Raw genomic sequence first — 21634 nt, 5'->3', positions numbered from 1 at the left:
TTTTTATGTTTAGTTCCAGGTTTTACTGATTTTGGGCATGCCAAATAAGCCTCCGCATTACCGACCTTTTTATCCTATGATGTACAGTGAAGTATCCGGGTTCGGAACCGTTTGAAATTCCGGATTCCGTAGCTGCTCCGTTTTAATACCTTTATCTTGTTGTTAAATCCTTCTGTGGGACCATTTGTCAACCCGTATTTAAAGGCATTCAGAATTTCTTTTCGCCAGGCCCTGTAGGTCTTAGCACAGGCCTCAAATTCCTTGATCCCACAGCTCTGTGCATTCGCAATCCAGTCATCAAATTCCCTCTGCTGCTGACGATACGCTTCCATCTGGCAGATATCATAAAACCACTCTTTCATGCGGTGTGCCAGACGCAGATCCTCGCTATAGTGAAGCATTAAATCACAGGCCTGTTTGTTCTCATCTTTCAGCTTTTTATAGCGGGTCAGAATGAGTTTCCGGCTGCGTTTATAATACTTACGCAGAGAAACCGGCATGGAGCGCTGCAGCCGTTTGCGTACATTTTCAATCGCCCATGTCATCTGCCGGATGAAATGATATTTATCCACGATGATTGTAGCGTTTGGAAAGAAGGTCTGTGCAAGTTCGGTGTAGGGGCGCCACATATCGCAGACGAAGAACTTTACCTTCAGGCGTTCTTTCCTGGGAATGTTCCGCCAATAATCAGCCAGATGGCTCTGGGTCCGATCCGGGAGAATGTCGAGGATCCGGCGCTTTTTCGGATCAACCAGAATGCACTGATATTTACCGGTAGAAGCATTGCCTTTGAATTCGTCAATGGAAAGCGCTTGTGGAAGCTGGTCAGGCGGAGGATAGCAAATCGTGTCCAGAAGGCGGCAGACCGTCTGGACGGAAACACCGGTAAGCTCTGCAATCTGTTTTAAGGAAAAGGTCTGCCGGAGCAGGGAGACAATGTAAAATGCCAGTCTGCGGGTCCTGCGGTGGTAGCTGGGGAGGAACGAATAGGGTTCCGTGAACCGTTTGCGGCAGTATGGGCAGAGGTAGCGGCGTTTGCGAAGGAGCAGGATTACTTGTTTTCCCAGTAAGGGAATGTCCTGGACTTCTTGTAAACGGTAATCATGAATCCGTTTAGTTTTAGCCCCACAGCAGGGACAAGTCTGTTCTACCGGTTGGGACTGGATGAAAATTTTAATGAAAGAGTCTGCCTGAACCACTTTTTTAATAAAAACACCTTCCAAGTTAAGGAAGGCCTTGGTATAATTAGGGTACATCTATAAGGGGTCACCTCCGTAACATTAAACTTTGGTCGGGATAATGTGTTTAGGAGGCTTCTTATAGATGTATTTTATTACAACGAAAAGAATGTTGGAAGTGTGCTTTTCAGCACACCCCAACATTCAGTATAGAACCGATTTTTAGTTACAGCTATCTTCTATGGCAATAGGGGATAGCTGTTTTCTTGTCTGAGGATTGCCCTGGTTCCCCCCTAAAAAAAATTATAAAATCTTTCATTTATATATTGACATTTTTTTAACGAAGGTTTATAATGCAAACAGTGAGATTGTTAATTAATTATCAATAGCAATTGAGTAACAATTTAAAATGACTTGACAGGCAGGTACAGCCTAAATGTACTGATTCAAACACAAGGAAAATGGAGGATAAGGAAATGGCAAAGAAAATCGAGCAGGTTGTTCCGGAAATCATTGACAGCGTAGACGGACTGAATGCAAAAATGAATGCAATGCGCGAAGCGCAGAAAGCTTTTTCTACCTTTACACAGGAGCAGGTAGACAAAATCTTTTTTGCAGCAGCAAGCGCAGCCGACAAGATGCGTCTTCCACTTGCAAAGATGGCAGTAGAAGAGACCGGCATGGGCGTGGTTGAAGATAAGGTCATCAAAAACAACTACGCTGCAGAGTATATCTATAACGCATACAAGGATACCAAGACAGTTGGTGTGATTGAGGAAGATAAGGAATACGGCATTAAGAAAATTGCCGAGCCAATCGGTCTGATTGCAGCTGTTATTCCTACCACTAATCCTACTTCCACAGCTATCTTTAAGACACTGATTGCCTTAAAGACACGGAACGCAATCATCATTTCCCCACATCCCCGTGCTAAGAACTGTACTATCGCAGCGGCCAAGGTGGTTCTGGACGCGGCAGTGAAGGCCGGCGCACCGGAGGGCATTATCGGATGGATTGATGTTCCTTCACTGGAACTGACCAATGAGGTTATGAGGGATGCGGATCTGATTCTGGCAACAGGCGGTCCCGGCATGGTTAAGGCTGCTTATTCTTCAGGAAAGCCTGCTCTGGGCGTTGGCGCCGGCAATACACCGGTTATCATCGACGACACAGCAGATATTAAGATGGCGGTTAACTCCATCATTCATTCCAAGACATTTGACAACGGTATGATTTGTGCTTCCGAGCAGTCCGTGACAGTCATGGAATCCATTTACAGCGAAGTAAGAAAAGAATTTGAATACAGAGGCTGCTATTTCTTAAAGCCGGGCGAGATTGATAAGGTGCGCAAGACCATCATTGTTAACGGCGCCCTGAACGCCAAGATTGTGGGACAGAAGGCAGCAACCATTGCCAAGCTGGCAGGCGTTGAGGTTCCGGAGGATACCAAGATTCTGATTGGCGAAGTTGAGTCTGTGGATATCAGCGAAGAGTTTGCCCATGAGAAACTGTCTCCTGTACTGGCTATGTACAAGGCTAAGACGTTTGACGAGGCTCTGGATAAGGCAGAGCGTCTGGTGGCAGACGGAGGCTACGGCCATACCTCATCCCTGTATGTGAATGTAAATGAAGAAGAGAAGATTTTAAAGCATGCAGCAAGAATGAAGACCTGCCGTATCGTAATCAACACTCCTTCTTCCCACGGCGGTATCGGTGACCTGTATAACTTCAAGTTAGCTCCGTCCTTAACACTGGGCTGCGGTTCCTGGGGCGGCAACTCCGTATCTGAGAATGTTGGAGTTAAGCACTTACTGAATATTAAGACCGTTGCTGAAAGGAGAGAGAACATGCTGTGGTTCCGTGCACCTGAGAAGGTTTACTTTAAGAAAGGCTGTCTGCCTGTAGCATTACAAGAGCTGAAGGATGTTTTAGGCAAGAAGAGGGCGTTCATCGTAACAGACTCCTTCCTGTATAAGAACGGATACACCCATGCCATTACAGACCGTCTCAATGAAATGGGAATCACATATACTGTATTCTCCGATGTACAGCCTGACCCAACACTGGCTAATGCACAGGCCGGCGCCAAGCTTATGAGAGAATTTGAGCCGGATGTAATCCTGGCCATGGGCGGCGGTTCTGCTATGGACGCAGGTAAGATTATGTGGGTGCTGTATGAGCATCCGGAAGTGGATTTCATGGATATGGCTATGCGTTTCATTGATATCAGGAAACGTGTATATACCTTCCCGAAGATGGGCGAGAAAGCATATTTCATTGCTGTTCCTACTTCTTCCGGTACAGGTTCCGAGGTTACTCCTTTCGCCGTTATCACAGACCAGGAGACCGGTATCAAGTATCCTCTGGCAGATTACGCGCTGCTGCCTAATATGGCAATTGTTGATACTGACAATATGATGAGCCAGCCAAGAGGACTGACCAGCGCATCCGGCGTTGACGTACTGACCCATGCACTGGAGGCATATGCATCCGTCATGGCAACCGACTATACAGACGGCCTTGCGCTTAAGGCCATGAAGAACGTATTTGATTACCTTCCAACCGCTTACAATGAGCCTACAAATGTTGAGGCACGTCAGAAGATGGCAGATGCTTCCTGTATGGCTGGTATGGCATTTGCCAATGCATTCCTGGGCGTATGCCACTCCATGGCTCATAAGCTGGGCGCATTCCATCACCTGCCACACGGTGTTGCCAATGCTCTGCTGATTTCCCTGGTGGTTGATTTCAACGCAGCTGAGAATCCACGTAAGATGGGTACTTTCTCCCAGTATCAGTATCCACATACCCGTGAAAGGTATGCGGAGTGCGCAAGGTTCTGCGGAATCCAGGCCAAGGATGATGCTGAGGCAGTTCAGAAGCTGATTGTTAAGATTGAGGAGCTTAAGAGGACTGTTGGTATCAAGTCCTGCATCAAGGATTACGGCGTTGATGAAAAAGACTTCTTAGACAGGCTGGATGATATGGTAGAGCAGGCATTTGATGACCAGTGTACCGGCGCTAACCCAAGATATCCGCTTATGAGTGAGATTAAAGAAATGTATTTAAAAGCATACTACGGTAAATAATTCGTACCCATTGCGGGTAAATACCTTTATCCTTTGTGTTTGGAACAGGCCGTCTGTCGTTTGACAGGCGGCCTGTTCATATTGTTTTGTTATTGTTTATCCCTGTGGTTCAGCATGATACCATCAAAAAAAGATTCATAATTGATGTTAAATATTTCCTTCATGGCTGCCAGCTCGGAGATTCGTATATTATATGTGCCGCTTTCTATCTGGGAATATATGCTGCGTGAAATATTAATCCCCATCAGCTGCATCTTTGCAGTGACCTGATCCTGGGTGAGATGTGACTGCATGCGGTATTTTCGGATGTTTGGCCCTATCCTTAAATCCTGCTTTAATTTTTGATCCATGGCTTCCTCCGGAATATGCAAGAAATAGGTTGCATTTCCTTGATTTTACGACAAATGTCATATATAATTGCAATGTATAGATTGCACAGGAGAAATTGGAAATATACATGCAGAAAGAAGAATAGGAGTTTTATATGATGCCAGATAAATCCCAGGGGGGGCTGTTGGCCAGATTGCAGGATCTCTCCGGCTGTCAGTACCTTTCGGACCTCCACAGTCCGTTTTATATAGAGGATATTATATATGCCGTGCGCACGGTAAGCATGTCATCCTATTCCATGAGCGAATGGGAGGAGGCTTTCCGGTATATTACTGGCGTCAGGACGGAATTTAAGAGTAAGGAAGAGCTTGTTAAGAATCTGATTCTCAGATTAGAGGAAAATAAGGAACTATAGATAAATAAAGATGCTGTATGGCTGTCCGGATGTATTATGGTATATCCGGACAGCCATACAGCATCTTTTTCATTTATCCTGTTTTTTCCTGTTTTTATGCGGAGCGTATTTTTGTGCGGAGCGCAGTCCTGTCCTGTGCTGGGCAGGAGGCGCTGGGGAGGAGGCGTTGGGGAAGGAGGTGCTGGGGCAGGGGGCGCTGAGGCAGGAAGCGCTGCTGTGGTTTCTGCAGTCACCCGGCGTACCCTATGTAATCTCGCTGTAAAACAGCTCATGCTGCCTTTTTACCCGTTTGCGGATCTGCCGTACAAAGGACGAAGGGCCAACTACCCGGACCACAGGGCCAAAGGACAGAATATCTATGAGAAGTTCTGTCTCATCTGCCAAATCATAGTGGATGGAACAGATCCAGCATTTCATTTCCGCGTCATATTCCGTATGCTTTTCATAGTTGGCAAAATGCAGCATGCACCGTTCCAGGGAGTTGCGTTCCCCGCTGATTTTAAGAACCACTGGTTCCGAGGCCTTTTGGATGGGTTCAAAACAGCGGGATTCAAGGTCTGGTGGGCATGACTTTGAGGTTACGTGGCAGTCCTTTATGCGTGCCAGATTAAGTATGGTGCTGCGGCTGAACGTATTCCGGTGGAGCTGGAGACAGCAGAGCCGGAACTTGTCATCCTTGGAGGAATACTGAAGCTGGTAAGGCGCGGTCTCAAAGGAGTGGACACGGCCGTGTTTTCCCTCATAGGCAACCAGAAGAACGCGTTCCTCCCGAATTGCTTTAAGTATAGCCTGAAAATGCTTCCTGTAGGAGGGGGAATCATAGGAATCCCCGTCCCTGTAGCGGTCATAGTAGTAAAAGTCGTCCTCATGGTAAAGGGAGGGCAGACCGTCCCATTCCCCGGCCAGAAGTTCTAACTGCCTGTCTGTGAAAAACAGTTGGAAACGGGGGTCCTGTATCAGGGATTTCAGCCATGCTTTCTGGAGGTTCGTGAGAGGGAGCGCAGGAACAGCATGGCCCAGACGGGACGTAAAGGTATGTTTGTCCTGTTCTTCCAGAAGGGCCCATGTGCTGTCCGTCAGTTTGGGGATGATGGACAGGGCGCTTTCCTGGAAACCGTAAGCGCGGCATATATCCTCCATATCCTGCCTGGTTATGGGGCTGTGACCTGCTTCATCCAGTATGTGGCGGACCACATTGTAATAACAGCTGTATATTTTGTGAAATAATTCCATGGCATCCTACTCCTCATTCCCGCAGTACATCTCATACATCTTCTCCCAATCCCGGGTTACCTTGGCTATAGAAAAAATATTTGTGCCCTGTATGTCCATGATACGGCCTGTAAAGGTTTTGACCCAGGACAGCATTTCATTGGTATCGAAAAATGTACCTGTGTAGAGAAACTGGTTTTCACGTATCTTCATAATTTCCCCGCCCCTTCCTTCACGGTAAAGACGGTTCAGGATGTAGGGTTCCTTTTCCTCGTCTATATAGAGCTTGATGCAGACCTCCTCCATACGGCTTGTACCGCTTCCAAAGGACACGCCCCAGCATTTCTCCTTATTCTTTTCCAAATCACGGAGTACTTCCTCATAAAATGCACATGGCTCCAGAAGGGTCACCCGGGTAATGGAGTCCAGGCGGGAGTTGCTGAAGCGGCGGCGCTCCGGCAGATACAGGCACAGATACCTGCGCCCGGTCTGGGTGCTGACAAATATCTTCAGGGGCACTCCTGACAGGGTGGAAACCTGTCCGCTGCGGCTGCTTTTGTTCTCAAACCGAATCATGCGTTTCTCACGGACAGCGGTCAGTATGTCGGCCAGTATGCCGTCCTCCAGTGTATGTACGATAAAATGGTGCTTGAACTGGAACAGGTCATTACATTCATCCTGACGGTCCAGGATGGTGCTGCCTATGCAGCCAAAGGGGGCGGCTTCCTGGAAGTATTTCACGGCTGTCATGAGGCACTGCCACAGGTTCTGTTCCCCTTCCTCAGTCCCATCCGGTTCCATGTCACCGGAATTTACACACTGCGGTTCTGTTTCCATGGGCATGAGAGGAGCAAGCGCGTAGGACAGGGTCTTGCCGTCCTTATGGGATACCAGTATACCGAGGGTTTCGTATTCCTTCAGCTTCAGTCGCACGGTCTGGGTGTCGAAAACTACCCCGTAGTTGTGGGATATAAGGTCGGTCACTGTGTTGGATGACATGCCCTCCGGACAGTCCCATAAAAGGTCCAGGATGAAGAAATGGAGCATCAGGTCGTTGTCTGTAAAGCTTTTGGACTTCCAGGCAGCGTACAGGGGATTCTGGGGAATGGTCTTGCTGTCCACATTGATGTAGACATGCTTTCCCTTGGAGGTGTAATCGGACTTTGTATACCGGGAGAGCCAGCTCTCAATACGCCGGCGCTCATTGTCGTAGGTTCTGGCGCTCTTTTCGCTGAAATCATTTCTTACCTTAAACCCATATACGTAAAACTGGCGCATATAGTCCCGGATGCGGTCAAAGTTCTTGATTAGTTCCTGGAATTCAGCCATATATGTCCCCTCCTGTCCGTGGATTTCCGACTGTTTTATCTATCATTTTAATGTAATGTTCTATTTTGTCAAGCTGACACACCTGTTCTTACAGCATACGTTCAATTTAAACGTTAGTATAGATATTATAGTAAATAATGGAAGTTCGCAACTTTTTTTAAATGATAACCACGTTAAAATTGAGTATTATAAGCATGTAGTTAAGATACATACGCAAATATATGAACGGTAAGACAGATTACCACGGCGCCGGCAGGGCGGGATTCATCCCAATCATCCATTGACGGCGTACAGAGTGAAGAAGAAAGGATGTGAGATATATGTTTGTGATGTATGAAAAAGAAAAGATGAAGGTTCCTGTAAGGGTATGGCTTAAGGAACGAGAGGATTTGGAAGGAAGCTGTCTGGAACAGGCATATCATCTTTCACAGCTGCCTTTCCTTCATAAGTGGGTCAGTCTGATGCCGGATACACACGCCGGAATGGGAATGCCCATTGGAGGTGTTATTGCAGCAGACGGCGTGGTGATTCCCAATGCAGTGGGTGTGGACATCGGCTGCGGTATGGCTTATACCGAGACCAACATTAAGGTGGCTGATATCAGGGAGGTTATCACGGGCAACGGCTCCCTCCTCCAGGCTGTCATAGGTGATATCATGCGCAACGTGCCGGTGGGATTTGCACACCATAAGACCATGATGCCCAGCTATACCATGGACGGTGCTTTGGAGGAAATGGACCGGTATGAGGAGGATGGGGAGCTCTTAGGACAGCTGGAGGCGGGATATTACCAAATTGGTACGCTGGGAGGCGGGAATCATTTCATTGAGCTCCAGGAGGATGACGACGGTTATCTGGCTGTAATGATTCACTCGGGAAGCCGTCACTTCGGAAAGTCTGTCTGCGATTACTTCCACTATAAGGCAAGACAGCTAAACCAGAAATGGTTCAGCGCTGTGCCCGATGAATACAGGCTGGCCTTCCTGCCGGTGGATACCAGAGAGGGCAAACAATACCTTAACTGGATGCAGCTTTCCATGGATTTTGCCAAAGAGAACAGGGAAAAGATGATGTTAGCCGTGAAGGCCATTCTGGAAAAATGGATTGGAAAGTATACCGAACTTTCACTGGAGTTTTCCCACGACATAAACTGCCACCACAATTACGCTTCCTTTGAAAACCACTATGGGAAGGATGTATGGGTCCACAGGAAGGGCGCTGTCAGCGCTCAGAACGGAGAATTAGCCGTTATTCCGGGGGCCATGGGTTCTTACAGCTATGTGGTCATGGGAAAGGGAAACCAGGAGAGCTTCTGCTCTTCATCCCATGGAGCCGGGCGGCAGTATTCAAGAAAAGGTGCCATGGCGGCATTTTCCTGTGAGGAAGTCATTCTGGATTTACAGAAACAGGGTGTGATTCTGGGTAAAAAGGGAAAGGCCGATGTGGCGGAGGAGAGCCGGTTTGCCTATAAGAATATTGAGGAGGTCATGGATAACCAGCAGGATCTGGTGGTGCCTGTGAAGCGCCTTAAGACAATAGGCGTGGTGAAAGGATAGAAGGCCGCGGCAGTATGCCGGGGCCGGGGAAAAACAAGCAGGCGCCCGTCAGAGGGACGGGAGGCCTGCCCTACATAAATATCGGCAGTTTGCCTTAAGAGGCGGAGTTTACTTCCTGGGACTCCCCGGTGCCCGGCCTGTGGTTCAAGGGTATGCCGGCAATCTGCAGTTTTTTAGGATGATGTGTCGCGGGTTCGACTCCCGCCGTGTATGATAACACGTAGCTAAGTGGGTATAGCAATCATTAAAAATGATGACATAACCAAATGTCTCCAGGAAGGAGAAGGGATGCCTTCGCTCCTGCCGAACCTGTTTAAAACAGGGAAAGGCAGTTCTTCTGCGGCCCAGCGCGGCTGCGGATACCGCACAAAATGGGCCGGGCCAGAAATACGGTCAATCCGGATAGGCCGGATGATAAAGTGTTTCCCGTTCGGATGGAGCCTGTACGGAATGCGTGTCAGCGCATTACGGATCGGATCCGGGTAGGGCCGTAACGCCCAGCCCTTCCAGGATGTGCTTAAGCAGAAGCCCGCAGCAGGAGGATGGAGCCGGGCATCCGCCTTTTCCATCAAACAAATTTTACAGATTCATAATAATGAGGGATTCAGATATGATGATAAAGAAATATATAATCAAAGAGCAGGAATGCGGCTACCTGATGAAGGACGGCCGGTTCGTGGAACTGCTGACAGCAGGCAGGTATTCTTACCTGAACATGTTGGGATATGAGGTACAGACAGTGCCTATGACAGGGGAAGTCAAAACGTGCGGAATACCGGAGGAAATCCTCATGAAGGATGAAAAGTTTGCCTCCAGGGTAGTGAAGGCAGTGCTGCCGGACGAGTGCATAGCTCTCCGGTTTGTGAATAAGGCGTACAGGGAAGTAATCACAAAGCCTGAGACATTGTACTGGAATGTATTTGAGAAAAATGAATTCCGGCTCATCGACATAACACAGCCTTATATGGAGGATACCCTTCCCCGGATGTATATGGATCTGATGCCATCCAAGTACTATAAGAAAATAGTTATAAAGGACGGAGAGACAGGTCTTTTGTATTTTGACAACTGCTATGAAAAGAAACTGGACACAGGAACCTATTACTTCTGGAATTACGGAAGGGAGGTTACCTGCAAAGTTTTCAACATGAAGATCCAGCAGCTTGACATCTCCGGCCAGGAAATCCTTACCGCAGATAAGGTGGCTGTGCGGTTAAATATAATCTGCAATTACCGGATTACCAATCCGGAGAAGCTGGTTCAGACCGTAGAGGGGGTGGCTTCCCAGCTCTATACCTATGTCCAGCTGAAACTGCGGGAATATGTGGGGCGGTACAGGCTGGATGAGCTCCTGGAACAGAAGGAGGAAATCGGAAGATTTGTGCTGGATAAGCTAAAGGAGTATCAGGAGGAATACTGCGTGGAGATAACCGGGGCAGGTATCAAGGACATTATCCTTCCGGGAGAGATAAGGGAAATCATGAATACCGTGCTGATGGCAGAAAAAAAGGCCCAGGCCAATGTCATCATGCGGCGGGAGGAAGTGGCTTCCACCAGAAGCCTTTTAAACACTGCCAGGCTTATGGATGAAAACCGCACCCTGTTCAAGCTGAAGGAGATGGAGTATCTGGAGAAGATCTGCGACAAGGTGGGCAATATATCCCTTAACGGCGGTAAAGGCGTGCTGGAGCAGCTGGCAGAGCTGGCCGGGGTGCAGGATTAACGGTATACAGGGATAATGGTGTACAGGAATGGGAATGCCGGGTTAATTTAAAAATAATGCAAATTTGCCCAGGTCCATATGCTATAGTACTGACATAAGAGAACGGAGGCCTCCCCGGCCTCCCTCCATAAGCGCCGGTATGCAAATGGCTGAAGCAAGCGGTCTGTAAAACCGTGACCCAGGTGGTGAACATTGTTGGCTCGAATCCAACCCGGCGCATCAGGACTGTTAACAGACAGGTTCCGGGCGCGCCCATACCAGGATAAGGCATGGGCGCGCAATCAGCAGATGTGGCAGAGTGGTCGAATGCGGCTCCCCGCTAAGGAGCAGGCCGGCAGTAACCGGTCCGGAGGTCCGAATCCTCCCATCTGCGTTGACAAATTTGGAAGAAAAAGTGTATACTCATAATCGGAAGGAGAGCATTATGGCAGAAGCAGTGTTTATAAAGGTAAGGTTATATAGTTATGGGAAGTCCGGTGCCAGCAGTTATTCATGCTATGGCAGCGGACGGATTGGTGTAACTGAAAACAGGAACTGCCAAAGCCCGGGATAAGACGAAACGATTCATAAATACGTTTTATGAACTTTTAGCGAACATGGTACAAAGGGCCCCAGGCAGGCCCTTTTTTGATGCGGAAAGCGAGGAAGATTCACATGCATCAGACCATGTTTCCATTATTGATTGTTAATATCCTGGAGAATCATGCCACAAAGGAAAGACCTCTTTCCGTTACGGAGATAACAGAGTTTGTCAACAGGGAGTTCGGACCCTTTGCCATGGAAAAGGAACAGCTTATGAACCGGTCCACGGTGACGCGGATTCTGGATGCCATGGAGTTCTGGACCGAGGAAGGAAACCTGCTTAATTTTAAGGTGACGCAGTGCGGTTCAGAGAATAAGAAGCTGTTCTGTCTGGAGCGGCCAAAGGGGTGAAGTGGAGTTCCGGACCGATTTCAGGTGGTAAATGATGAAACATCCGGTAAAACCGCGGAAAATCCGGCTACAGTGATTTCGAAAATCGGTTTACATACTTCTTGACTTTAACATATTAACTTGTTATACTTTTCCTAAAGTGTGTGCCGGACCCACTGCCGGCACAGCATCCCCACACTTCACAAACAAAAATCCAGGAGGTCGATTGAAATGTCATACGTTGATGAGATTTATGAGAGAGTAGTAGCACAGAACCCGGGTGAGCCGGAGTTTCATCAGGCTGTCAAGGAAGTACTGGATTCCTTAAAGCTGGTCATTGATGCCAATGAGGAAAAATACCGCAGGGAAGGTATTCTTGAACGTTTCACGGAGCCGGAAAGAATTGTATCTTTCAGGGTACCGTGGGTAGATGACAATGGAGCTGTCCAGGTGAACAAGGGATACAGGATCCAGTTCAACAGCGCCATAGGACCATATAAGGGCGGCCTGCGTTTCCATCCATCTGTAAACCAGAGCATTCTCAAGTTTCTCGGTTTTGAGCAGACACTTAAAAACTCCCTGACAGGCCTTCCCATGGGCGGAGGCAAGGGCGGTTCCAACTTCGATCCCAAAGGCAAATCAGACCGCGAGGTCATGGCTTTCTGCCAGAGCTTCATGACAGAGCTGTACCGCCACATTGGCAAGGATACGGATATCCCGGCCGGAGATATCGGTGTAGGCGGCAGGGAAGTGGGATACCTCTTTGGACAGTATAAGAGAATCACAGGATTGTATGAGGGCGTACTTACAGGCAAGGGACTTACCTTTGGCGGTTCCCTGGCCAGGACACAGGCAACCGGATATGGCCTGGTATACATTCTGGATGAGATGTTAAAGCACAACGGCAAGGATATGGCAGGCAAAACCATCGTTGTATCCGGTTCCGGCAATGTGGCCATCTACGCAACTGAGAAGGCACAGCAGCTGGGAGCAAAGGTAGTGGCTTTAAGCGATTCCAACGGTTATATCTATGACAAGGACGGCATTCAGCTGGATATTGTGAAGGAAATCAAGGAAGTACGCAGAGGACGTATCAAGGAGTATGTAGATGAGGTCCCAACCGCAGTGTATACAGAGGGAAGAGGAATCTGGAGCATCCCATGTGATATCGCTCTTCCCTGCGCAACCCAGAATGAGCTGAATCTGGAAGATGCCCAGACACTTCTCGCCAACGGATGCTTTGCAGTGGCAGAGGGCGCTAACATGCCGTCCACCAGGGAAGCCACAGATTTGTTTGTGGAGAAGAAGATTCTCTTTATGCCGGGTAAGGCTGCCAATGCAGGCGGCGTGGCAACTTCCGGACTGGAGCAGAGCCAGAACGCCTTAAGAATGTCATGGTCCTTTGAGGAAGTGGACGATAAGCTTCACACCATCATGGTAAATATTTTTGCAAAGGTATCAGAGGCAGCAGAGCGTTACCAGGTTGCGGGCAACTATGTGGCTGGTGCTAATATCGCCGGATTTGAGAAGGTGGTTGAGGCTATGCTGGGACAGGGCATCGTGTAGTCTGCACTGTATCGCGCAGACGGAATATATAATGTGCGGATTGGATCCCGCAGTCAGGCCATATTGGCTTGTCTGCGGGATTTTTGGCTCTTTGTCAATAGTTGGGGTGGGATTTGTTAAAATCCCGCCCCAATTCTATGAAAAGGGCCCTTTTTATGTTTAGTTCCAGGTTTTACTGATTTTGGGCATGCCAAATAAGCCTCCGCATTACCGACCTTTTTATCCTATGATGTACAGTGAAGTATCCGGGTTCGGAACCGTTTGAAATTCCGGATTCCGTAGCTGCTCCGTTTTAATACCTTTATCTTGTTGTTAAATCCTTCTGTGGGACCATTTGTCAACCCGTATTTAAAGGCATTCAGAATTTCTTTTCGCCAGGCCCTGTAGGTCTTAGCACAGGCCTCAAATTCCTTGATCCCACAGCTCTGTGCATTCGCAATCCAGTCATCAAATTCCCTCTGCTGCTGACGATACGCTTCCATCTGGCAGATATCATAAAACCACTCTTTCATGCGGTGTGCCAGACGCAGATCCTCGCTATAGTGAAGCATTAAATCACAGGCCTGTTTGTTCTCATCTTTCAGCTTTTTATAGCGGGTCAGAATGAGTTTCCGGCTGCGTTTATAATACTTACGCAGAGAAACCGGCATGGAGCGCTGCAGCCGTTTGCGTACATTTTCAATCGCCCATGTCATCTGCCGGATGAAATGATATTTATCCACGATGATTGTAGCGTTTGGAAAGAAGGTCTGTGCAAGTTCGGTGTAGGGGCGCCACATATCGCAGACGAAGAACTTTACCTTCAGGCGTTCTTTCCTGGGAATGTTCCGCCAATAATCAGCCAGATGGCTCTGGGTCCGATCCGGGAGAATGTCGAGGATCCGGCGCTTTTTCGGATCAACCAGAATGCACTGATATTTACCGGTAGAAGCATTGCCTTTGAATTCGTCAATGGAAAGCGCTTGTGGAAGCTGGTCAGGCGGAGGATAGCAAATCGTGTCCAGAAGGCGGCAGACCGTCTGGACGGAAACACCGGTAAGCTCTGCAATCTGTTTTAAGGAAAAGGTCTGCCGGAGCAGGGAGACAATGTAAAATGCCAGTCTGCGGGTCCTGCGGTGGTAGCTGGGGAGGAACGAATAGGATTCCGTGAACCGTTTGCGGCAGTATGGGCAGAGGTAGCGGCGTTTGCGAAGGAGCAGGATTACTTGTTTTCCCAGTAAGGGAATGTCCTGGACTTCTTGTAAACGGTAATCATGAATCCGTTTTGTTTTAGCCCCACAGCAGGGACAAGTCTGTTCTACCGGTTGGGACTGGATGAAAATTTTAATGAAAGAGTCTGCCTGAACCACTTTTTTAATAAAAACACCTTCCAAGTTAAGGAAAGCCTTGGTATAATTAGGGTACATCTATAAGGGGTCACCTCCGTAACATTAAACTTTGGTTGGGATAATGCGTTTAGGAGGCTTCTTATAGATGTATTTTATTACAACGAAAAGAATGTTGGAAGTGTGCTTTTCAGCACACCCCAACATTCAGTATAGAACCGGATTTTTTTACTTTTTTTGGAATGTGGGTATGGGAAAGAGACAGGTCAGGTCTGGTTTATCTTGAAAATCAACAGAAACTGGAAATAATGCATAAAAAACATAGTTTTTACTTTTGTATATTGAATATTTTTAAAACTTGTGTTAATATAATGCTAATACGGATTGTTGACAATCCACAATCTACAATTTACAATCATCAATATATGAAAGGTGAAGAGGAAAAAAAGATGGAAGCACTTATTACACGTACCGAAGGCCTGATATTCGTGATTTTAATCATGGTAGCATTTGCGCTTTGGTTACAGAGATTCAAAGCATTTAAGTCACTGGGGCCGGTTTTGACAGTAGTGGTATTGGGAATTATTCTTTCTAACACCCATGTGGTGCCGATTTCACATGATTTTTACAGTGCGTTGTCTACATACTGCGTGACGCCCGCCATATCTATCTGCCTGCTCAGCATGAATATGCGTGAGCTGAAGAAGCTGAACAGGGAGCCGATTATTGCTTTGGTATCTGCTATTTTTTCCGTATGTTTTATTGCCATCATACTGGGATTATTCTTTGCTCCAAGGATTACCGAGGGCTGGAAGTGCGCCGGCATGTTTGTAGGCACCTACACAGGCGGAACACCTAACCTGACAGCGATTGCAACCGGTCTGGACTGTTCAAGGGAAACCCTTGCGGCCGCCAATGCAGCTGACTACGTGGTGTCCACCCCCTTAATGGTATTTCTGTTTGCGGCTCCGGCTATCTTAAAGGCGTCCAAACGCTGGAACAAGCTGTGGCCTTACCAGTTTACAAAAGAGGAGCTGGACGACGGAGAGGACGAGCCTCTGATGTCCGATAAGAGATGGTCTATCCGGGATATTGCATGGCTTTTGACCATTGGTTTCGGTGTTTCCTTTGTATGTACAGTGATTGCACAGTCCATTTTTCCGGATACCTTCTGGAAAGCGGGAAGGCTGCTGATTCTTACCACGGTATCCATTGGCCTGGCACAGTTAAAGCCTGTCCAGAAGCTGCGCGGAAATCTTGACCTGGGTCTGTTTATTTCCCTGACCTTCCTTGCAACCATTGGATTTGCTGTGGATTTACAGCAGTTTATCGGTTCCGCGCTAATGATGACACTGTATGTACTGTTTATGCTGATTGGATGTATCGTACTGCACCTTATTATCTGCCGCATATTTAAGATTAAGTATGAATATGTAATCCTGTCCATGGTGGGATGTATTGTAGACGGGCCAACCTCATCCCTGACCGCGGCGGGCGCAGACTGGAAATCCCTGATTAACGTCGGCTTAATCATGGGTGTAATAGCCGGAGCCTGCGGAAACTATGTGGGCATCTTTGTATCCTATGTCATCAAGGGTATATGCGGCCTGTAAACATGATGAAAGGCGAAAGCCTCAGACAAACTCCGGCGCTTGTGATCCAAGGTGCCGGAGTTTTGCCATTTTTTCAGACAATATGTTTACCGTGGGATTTTCTTATGATACTATTATTTTGTGACAGAATACACTGGAATTGTTGTGGGATTATGAAAAGGAATTGCTTTTATGGGAAAATTAACGTATCAGACACTGCGTGAAAATGTGGTGGACGTCATTCGTATGAAAATATTCAACCACGAGCTGGCGCCGGGAATGAGAATTATTGAACAGGATATTTCGGACGAACTTGGGGTGAGCCGCGGGCCGATCCGGGAGGCTTTAAGACAGCTGGAACAGGAAGGCCTGGTGGAATATGTGAGAAATGTGGGGTGTTCGGTGAAAAATATCACCCTGGAGGACATTTACGAGATTTATCTGCTGAGGGCCACCTATGAGATTTTGGCAGTAAAGCTGTGCAGGGGAGTGTTTTCAGAGACTGCCTTTGCCGAGATGGATGCTGCATTGGAATCCATGAAGGACTTAAAGGAAACGGATTATAACAAATCCATTGCCTGTGATAACATGCTTCATGAGGCCATCATACGTTCCACCGGCTTACCGCGGCTGATTAAGGGATGGACGGACTTAAACTATGGAAATGCCATCAATTATTATGCGGGCAACCCTGACAGCCGGGCCATGATAGAACGCCAGTACCCCATCCACAAGGAACTGGTGGACGTGTGCCGCACCGGAAATACGGAGGAAATATGCAGGGCCATATCAAACCATTATATGAAGACAATCAGACGGCGGCTGAAGGAGCAGGGTATGCCGGAAGACCATTTTAAGTTTTCAATTGATGTGATTGATGGCTGGGTGTGAGGCTGGGAGAGAAGATTGGACAGCCGCAGAAAACAGAAGAGAGGGAGAATCCTGATGACGGTTTGAGAAGTACCTGTCATCAGGATTTTTTTGTGGAACAATAAGAAGGTGTATTCTGCCCTGTGATTTGGTAAACCATGTTGTTGTGAATAGTGACATGGTATCCGGGTGAAACAGGGAAAATAAGGCACAATTATGTATAAAATAATTGCGCATCACAGGAATGAGCATCATATTGCACAAAATATGGGCCCTATTTGAATTGAAATACACATGTCCGGCCTTTATAATGCAGGTATGGAGAAGATACATGAGCGCGCGTGTAACTTTAATATTAATTAATGAGGAGTACCAAATCATGACGGGAGATATTGTATACAAGGACCTGATTCAGCTGGATTTGGATGTGAGAAACACAGACGAATTATTTGAAGTAATGTCCGGGCGGCTTATGGAATTGGGATATGTGACAGGGGATTTTCTTGAAAGCATAAAGGAAAGAGAGAAGGAATATCCCACGGCCCTTCCCATAGAGCCATATGCAGTGGCTATACCCCATACAGACCCGGAATGCATTAAGAATGCATTTATTGCCTGTATCCGCCTGAAGGAACCGATTCCATGGAGGGAGATGGCTGCCAACGAGGTAGTCCATATGGTGCGGTTTGTATTTCTGCTTGGTTTTAAGCAGGAGGCGGTGGGGGATGCCCATGTGGAACTGCTTCAGATACTGGTAAACAATTGCCAGAGACCTGATTTTATGGAAAGGCTGAGGCAGGCTGCTAATATAGAAGCATATTTTAATCTGGTATTATCAATGGAAGGTATAGGGTGAACATATGAAGAGAATTATAGTTGCATGTGCAAATGGAGTTGCCACGTCACAGGCTGTTGCCAGTAAGGTAAACCGTCTGCTTAAAGAGAGAAAGGTGGACGCGGTGGTGGACGCGGTTAATATCAAGTCCCTGGACAGGGATATAAAAGACTGTGTGGCTTATATAACCATCACAAAGACGGTAAAGGAATATCCGGTACCTGTTATCAACGGAATCGCGTTCCTGACAGGGGTCAGGCAGGAAGATGAACTGAAAAAGCTCATTGATGCGGTCAACAAAAGCTGATAGGGAGAAGGAGGGGAAAGTATGCAGGTATTAACAAATGTTGTTAATTTCTTTTTGGGATTAGGGGCTCCCATATTTGTACCGATTATAATGATTGTCGGCAGTATAATGGTGGGGATGAAGATAAAGGACGCGATTTCATCCGGCATCACACTTGGCGTGGCATTTACGGGCATGAATCTTCTCATATCCTTTATGAAGGACAGCATAACCCCGGCCGCCCAGGCCATCATGACCTCTACGGGAATCTCGCTGCCCATTGTTGACGGCGGATGGAGCACCATGGCTACCATATCATGGGCATGGCCCTATGCATTTCTCATGTTTCCGCTTTTGATAGCAGTCAATGTAGTGATGATACTTCTCAACAAGACAAATACCATCAACGCAGATTTATGGAATGTATGGCTTAAGATATTTACGGCAGTTGCCGTGGTATCCATTACTCATAGTGTGATTCTGGCCTTTGTGATTGCGGCGGTTCAGATTATACTGGAACTTAAATCTTCGGACGCACATCAGCACCGAATTGAAAAGCTTACAGGAATTCCGGGTGTGTCCGTGACCCATGCTACGTTATTCTTTGGAGCTATTTTATACCCGATTGCCCTTGTTTTAAGAAAAATTCCGGGACTTAACAGGGAATTTGACACGGATATGTTAAAAGACAAGGTTGGTATTTTTGCGGAAAACCATGTGATGGGATTTATATTGGGCTGCCTGTTTGGAATTCTGGCAAAGTATTCCCTGGCCCAGATTCTTACCACAGGAATCAAGGCTGCAGCTGCCATGACGCTGTTCCCGGTGGTGGCCAAATATTTCATGCAGGCCTTGTCTCCCATTTCTGAGGCGGTCAGCGCTTTCATGAATAAAAAGTTTGAAGGAAAGACTCTGATTGTAGGTCTGGACTGGCCTATCCTTGGCGGCTGTAATGAGATATGGCTGGCTATCCTTTGGAGCATACCGTTTATGCTGATTTATTCCATGGTGCTGCCGGGCAATGAAATCCTTCCCTTTGCAGGTCTTATGAGCGCATCCCTGGCATTGCCGGCGTTTCTGGTGACAAGAGGAAACCTGCTTCAAATGTCTATCCTCTGCGTCATCGGCGCTCCGGTGTTCCTGTGGGTGGGGACTGCCTTTGCTCCATTCATGACAGAGTTAGCCATCGCAACAGGCAGTATTGACCTTCAGGCGGGAGAGCTGATCAGCAACAGCCTGATTAATGGTCCTGTATTTACGTATTCTATTTCCCATCTGTTTATGTTTTTAAAGGGTAATTTCATGCCTTTGATTATATTTGCAGTCTGGCTGGCAGGGTTTATTTTATATTACCGTGATTTAATGCGTGAGGCCAGGGAAGACGCGGCTCTGGAGGCGGGGAATGCCAAGGCGGGACAGTAAGCAATCGAATTGACGAGGTGATATCGTGTATCTGGATAGCAGAAGTTATATGATTTTTCAGGAGATTGTAGATAATTCATCAGCTACAGGCAAGGGGCTGGAGGAAAAGTTCCATCTTACGAGAAAGCAGCTCAGCTATAGCTTTGACAAAATCAATGACTATCTTAGGGATAACGGCCATCCGGAGATTAAGCGGCTGAAGACCGGGTACTTTATGGTGCCCGGTCCGGTGGCTGAGCATTATTCCGCCAAAGAAGCAGCAATCACCAAGTCCTCCTATACCTATTCGGACGAGGAGCGGGCATATTGGATTGAGCTACGGCTGCTCTGCCATGAGGATGAGCTTTCCACCTATCATTTTACAGAGGAGCTTCAAATCAGTAAAAACACGCTGCTCAGTGACTTCAAGAAGGTACAGGAACGGGTAAACAGATTCAGTTTGGAGCTGGCATATAACAGGAAGGAAGGGTACCGCCTTTACGGAAGTGAATATCACAAAAGAGAGCTTTTGACACATGCCCTCAGAAAGCTTCTGAACATGCCGGGCGGTGAGGAGAACCTGAACCGTATATACGGAATCAGGAAGGAAGGGGTAAAGGAGCTCAGGGCAAATATCGAGGAGATAGAAAATAAGCTTCAGCTTCAATTTACAGATGAACGTCTGAAGGAGCTTCTGTATATTTTTTATTTTACACTGATTCGGATTAAAAATGAAAAGACCGTGGAAGCCATGGACCGGTACCGCCTGGTAACCACCACCAAAGAATATTCCGTGGTGGCTGCCTTTGCAGATAAGTACAGGATAAAGGATGAAAATGAGATTGTAAATTTTGCAGTTCAGATACAAATTTCAAAGGTCCATAACAGGGTCCATGAAGATATAGGGAATCTGGAGCTGCTCAGGGACGCGGGCATGCACATGCTGGAACGTTTTGAGTCCATCAGCTGTGTACGGCTGGACGGAAGGGCGGAATTTTTGGAAATCCTTTATCAGCACATGAAGCCTGCCGTGTACCGGATCTGGTATGGATATCATGTGGAACCGGATATCACGGACATGATACTGCCAAAATACCAGTATCTTCATGAAATCGTGAGAAAGGCCGTAAGGCCCTATGAAGTGTATCTCACATGTACTTTTCCGGACCCTGAGCTTGTGTATATTACGGTTCTCTTTGCATCATGGCTTCATAAGGAGGGAAAACTGATTCAGGTCCAGGAAAAAGAGAGGGCCGTGGTGGTGTGTACCAATGGACTCACCGTATCGCAGTATCTCTTTGTGTCTCTGTCAGAGCTTCTGCCTGAGATTGAATTTTTAGAGTGCCTGTCCTTAAGGGATTTTTATGAATATGATAAGGATTTTCAGATAGTGTTCTCCACCGTAAGGCTGGAGACAGATAAAAAACAGTTTGTGGTGTTTCCTTTTGCCAATGATATTGCCAAGAAATCATTCAGGGAAAAGGTATTGGATAACATACGGGTTTCGGAGGGAGAGGTAAAGCTTCAGAGCCGTCTGCCCTTCCTGCTGCCGGACGAGAGGATTCAGATTACCCGGGAAATGCCCGACTGGCAGAATGCAATCCGTATGGCATCCGCACCGCTGCTGGACAATGGTTTTATTAACAGGAATTATATTGAAAAAGCCATTGATATGGTGGAAACGGATAAACGGTTCATCATGATTGCAGACGGCGTGATTATCGCCCATGCAGGTGTGGATGACGGTGTTTACAGCATGGGCATGTCGTTTCTTAAGCTTCCTGAAAAACTGTCCTTTAACGGATATATGGATGCCGATATTATCGTTGTGCTGGCCACACCGGATAAGACCAGACACTTGCCCGCACTCTACCAGCTGTTCGATTTGCTGGAGGACGAGGGTAATATAAGCGCCATGCGGAGGGCGCAGGACGCACATGAGATTGCCAGGCTGATACGAAAATATATTTGAATTAACAGCGCTTAAAATAATAGGAACCAGAGGGGAGAAAATC

Annotated in this window: 17 protein-coding genes and 2 tRNA genes; 14 read left to right on the top strand and 5 right to left on the bottom strand. The window is 47.3% G+C overall.

Annotation, left to right across the window (positions count from 1 at the left end):
- Nucleotides 1-74: 74 nt before the first annotated feature.
- Complete coding sequence (locus CGC65_RS30545) at nucleotides 75-1256, bottom strand: ISL3 family transposase (protein WP_002578311.1); 1182 nt, start codon at nucleotides 1254-1256, stop codon at nucleotides 75-77.
- 398 nt (nucleotides 1257-1654) lie between these two features.
- On the opposite strand from CGC65_RS30545, the gene adhE reads away from it, so the two are divergent.
- Complete coding sequence (gene adhE, locus CGC65_RS30540; protein WP_002569285.1) at nucleotides 1655-4267, top strand: bifunctional acetaldehyde-CoA/alcohol dehydrogenase; 2613 nt, start codon at nucleotides 1655-1657, stop codon at nucleotides 4265-4267.
- A gap of 89 nt (nucleotides 4268-4356) precedes the next feature.
- Here the strand turns inward: adhE and CGC65_RS30535 are convergent, their stop codons facing one another.
- A complete protein-coding gene (locus tag CGC65_RS30535) occupies nucleotides 4357-4617 on the bottom strand; it encodes a helix-turn-helix domain-containing protein (RefSeq protein WP_002569284.1) in 261 nt (86 codons plus the stop codon).
- Between the two features lie 134 nt (nucleotides 4618-4751).
- Between CGC65_RS30535 and CGC65_RS30530 the strand changes: the two genes are divergently transcribed.
- Nucleotides 4752-5012 (top strand): hypothetical protein, encoded by a 261-nt coding sequence (locus CGC65_RS30530; RefSeq protein WP_002569283.1) that lies wholly within the window; start codon nucleotides 4752-4754, stop codon nucleotides 5010-5012.
- Nucleotides 5013-5255: 243 nt separating this feature from the next.
- Here CGC65_RS30530 and CGC65_RS30520 read toward each other — a convergent pair whose 3' ends face one another.
- The gene (locus tag CGC65_RS30520) at nucleotides 5256-6245 is read right to left on the bottom strand and encodes a WYL domain-containing protein (RefSeq protein WP_002569282.1); all 990 of its coding nucleotides are present in this window, start codon (nucleotides 6243-6245) and stop codon (nucleotides 5256-5258) included.
- 6 nt (nucleotides 6246-6251) lie between these two features.
- Nucleotides 6252-7553: a WYL domain-containing protein gene (locus CGC65_RS30515; protein ID WP_002569281.1), complete on the bottom strand. Its 1302-nt coding sequence runs from the start codon at nucleotides 7551-7553 to the stop codon at nucleotides 6252-6254.
- Between the two features lie 320 nt (nucleotides 7554-7873).
- Between CGC65_RS30515 and CGC65_RS30510 the strand changes: the two genes are divergently transcribed.
- The 6 genes from CGC65_RS30510 (at nucleotide 7874) to gdhA (ending at nucleotide 13310) form a co-directional block, all read left to right on the top strand.
- Entirely contained in the window at nucleotides 7874-9109 is a 1236-nt protein-coding gene (locus CGC65_RS30510) for an RtcB family protein (RefSeq protein ID WP_002569280.1), read from the top strand.
- Nucleotides 9110-9719: 610 nt separating this feature from the next.
- Nucleotides 9720-10832, top strand: a complete 1113-nt coding sequence (locus CGC65_RS30500; RefSeq protein WP_002569279.1) for a slipin family protein — start codon at nucleotides 9720-9722, stop codon at nucleotides 10830-10832.
- Between the two features lie 131 nt (nucleotides 10833-10963).
- Nucleotides 10964-11051: transfer RNA gene (locus CGC65_RS31155), tRNA-Tyr, on the top strand.
- A 65-nt stretch (nucleotides 11052-11116) separates the two neighbouring features.
- A tRNA-Ser gene (locus CGC65_RS30495) sits at nucleotides 11117-11205 on the top strand.
- A gap of 281 nt (nucleotides 11206-11486) precedes the next feature.
- Entirely contained in the window at nucleotides 11487-11765 is a 279-nt protein-coding gene (locus CGC65_RS30490; protein ID WP_002569277.1) for a hypothetical protein, read from the top strand.
- 210 nt (nucleotides 11766-11975) lie between these two features.
- Nucleotides 11976-13310 (top strand): NADP-specific glutamate dehydrogenase, encoded by a 1335-nt coding sequence (gene gdhA / locus CGC65_RS30485; RefSeq protein ID WP_002569276.1) that lies wholly within the window; start codon nucleotides 11976-11978, stop codon nucleotides 13308-13310.
- A gap of 224 nt (nucleotides 13311-13534) precedes the next feature.
- On the opposite strand, the gene CGC65_RS30475 is transcribed toward gdhA, so the two are convergent.
- Nucleotides 13535-14716 (bottom strand): ISL3 family transposase, encoded by a 1182-nt coding sequence (locus CGC65_RS30475; RefSeq protein ID WP_093979954.1) that lies wholly within the window; start codon nucleotides 14714-14716, stop codon nucleotides 13535-13537.
- Nucleotides 14717-15084: 368 nt separating this feature from the next.
- On the opposite strand from CGC65_RS30475, the gene CGC65_RS30470 reads away from it, so the two are divergent.
- The 6 genes from CGC65_RS30470 to CGC65_RS30445 all read left to right on the top strand — a co-directional run bounded on the left by CGC65_RS30470 (nucleotide 15085) and on the right by CGC65_RS30445 (nucleotide 21591).
- On the top strand, nucleotides 15085-16248 hold the full coding sequence (locus CGC65_RS30470; RefSeq protein WP_002569274.1) for a DUF819 family protein: 1164 nt from the start codon (nucleotides 15085-15087) through the stop codon (nucleotides 16246-16248).
- 171 nt (nucleotides 16249-16419) lie between these two features.
- Nucleotides 16420-17118: a GntR family transcriptional regulator gene (locus CGC65_RS30465; RefSeq protein WP_002569273.1), complete on the top strand. Its 699-nt coding sequence runs from the start codon at nucleotides 16420-16422 to the stop codon at nucleotides 17116-17118.
- Nucleotides 17119-17428: 310 nt separating this feature from the next.
- The gene (locus tag CGC65_RS30460; protein ID WP_002569272.1) at nucleotides 17429-17953 is read left to right on the top strand and encodes a PTS sugar transporter subunit IIA; all 525 of its coding nucleotides are present in this window, start codon (nucleotides 17429-17431) and stop codon (nucleotides 17951-17953) included.
- Between the two features lie 4 nt (nucleotides 17954-17957).
- Nucleotides 17958-18239 (top strand): PTS sugar transporter subunit IIB, encoded by a 282-nt coding sequence (locus CGC65_RS30455; protein WP_002569271.1) that lies wholly within the window; start codon nucleotides 17958-17960, stop codon nucleotides 18237-18239.
- Nucleotides 18240-18260: 21 nt separating this feature from the next.
- On the top strand, nucleotides 18261-19640 hold the full coding sequence (locus CGC65_RS30450; protein WP_002569270.1) for a PTS galactitol transporter subunit IIC: 1380 nt from the start codon (nucleotides 18261-18263) through the stop codon (nucleotides 19638-19640).
- Between the two features lie 49 nt (nucleotides 19641-19689).
- Nucleotides 19690-21591 carry a BglG family transcription antiterminator gene (locus CGC65_RS30445; RefSeq protein ID WP_007037394.1) on the top strand — a complete coding sequence of 634 codons (1902 nt, stop codon included), beginning with the start codon at nucleotides 19690-19692 and terminating at the stop codon, nucleotides 21589-21591.
- Nucleotides 21592-21634: the final 43 nt, after the last annotated feature.

Source organism: Enterocloster bolteae (assembly GCF_002234575.2).
GTDB lineage: Bacteria > Bacillota > Clostridia > Lachnospirales > Lachnospiraceae > Enterocloster > Enterocloster bolteae.
This window is presented reverse-complemented; position numbering and strand designations above follow the sequence as displayed.

Bases quoted from the DNA above. Each gene is read 5' to 3' on its own strand.
- CGC65_RS30475 (WP_093979954.1), bottom strand. From the start codon at position 14,716: ATGTACCCTAATTATACCAAGGCTTTCCTTAACTTGGAAGGTGTTTTT.
- CGC65_RS30500 (WP_002569279.1), top strand. From the start codon at position 9,720: ATGATGATAAAGAAATATATAATCAAAGAGCAGGAATGCGGCTACCTG.
- CGC65_RS30470 (WP_002569274.1), top strand. From the start codon at position 15,085: ATGGAAGCACTTATTACACGTACCGAAGGCCTGATATTCGTGATTTTA.
- CGC65_RS30490 (WP_002569277.1), top strand. From the start codon at position 11,487: ATGCATCAGACCATGTTTCCATTATTGATTGTTAATATCCTGGAGAAT.
- CGC65_RS30465 (WP_002569273.1), top strand. From the start codon at position 16,420: ATGGGAAAATTAACGTATCAGACACTGCGTGAAAATGTGGTGGACGTC.
- CGC65_RS30535 (WP_002569284.1), bottom strand. From the start codon at position 4,617: ATGGATCAAAAATTAAAGCAGGATTTAAGGATAGGGCCAAACATCCGA.
- CGC65_RS30520 (WP_002569282.1), bottom strand. From the start codon at position 6,245: ATGGAATTATTTCACAAAATATACAGCTGTTATTACAATGTGGTCCGC.
- adhE (WP_002569285.1), top strand. From the start codon at position 1,655: ATGGCAAAGAAAATCGAGCAGGTTGTTCCGGAAATCATTGACAGCGTA.
- CGC65_RS30530 (WP_002569283.1), top strand. From the start codon at position 4,752: ATGATGCCAGATAAATCCCAGGGGGGGCTGTTGGCCAGATTGCAGGAT.
- CGC65_RS30455 (WP_002569271.1), top strand. From the start codon at position 17,958: ATGAAGAGAATTATAGTTGCATGTGCAAATGGAGTTGCCACGTCACAG.
- CGC65_RS30460 (WP_002569272.1), top strand. From the start codon at position 17,429: ATGAGCGCGCGTGTAACTTTAATATTAATTAATGAGGAGTACCAAATC.
- gdhA (WP_002569276.1), top strand. From the start codon at position 11,976: ATGTCATACGTTGATGAGATTTATGAGAGAGTAGTAGCACAGAACCCG.
- CGC65_RS30545 (WP_002578311.1), bottom strand. From the start codon at position 1,256: ATGTACCCTAATTATACCAAGGCCTTCCTTAACTTGGAAGGTGTTTTT.
- CGC65_RS30515 (WP_002569281.1), bottom strand. From the start codon at position 7,553: ATGGCTGAATTCCAGGAACTAATCAAGAACTTTGACCGCATCCGGGAC.
- CGC65_RS30510 (WP_002569280.1), top strand. From the start codon at position 7,874: ATGTTTGTGATGTATGAAAAAGAAAAGATGAAGGTTCCTGTAAGGGTA.
- CGC65_RS30450 (WP_002569270.1), top strand. From the start codon at position 18,261: ATGCAGGTATTAACAAATGTTGTTAATTTCTTTTTGGGATTAGGGGCT.
- CGC65_RS30445 (WP_007037394.1), top strand. From the start codon at position 19,690: ATGATTTTTCAGGAGATTGTAGATAATTCATCAGCTACAGGCAAGGGG.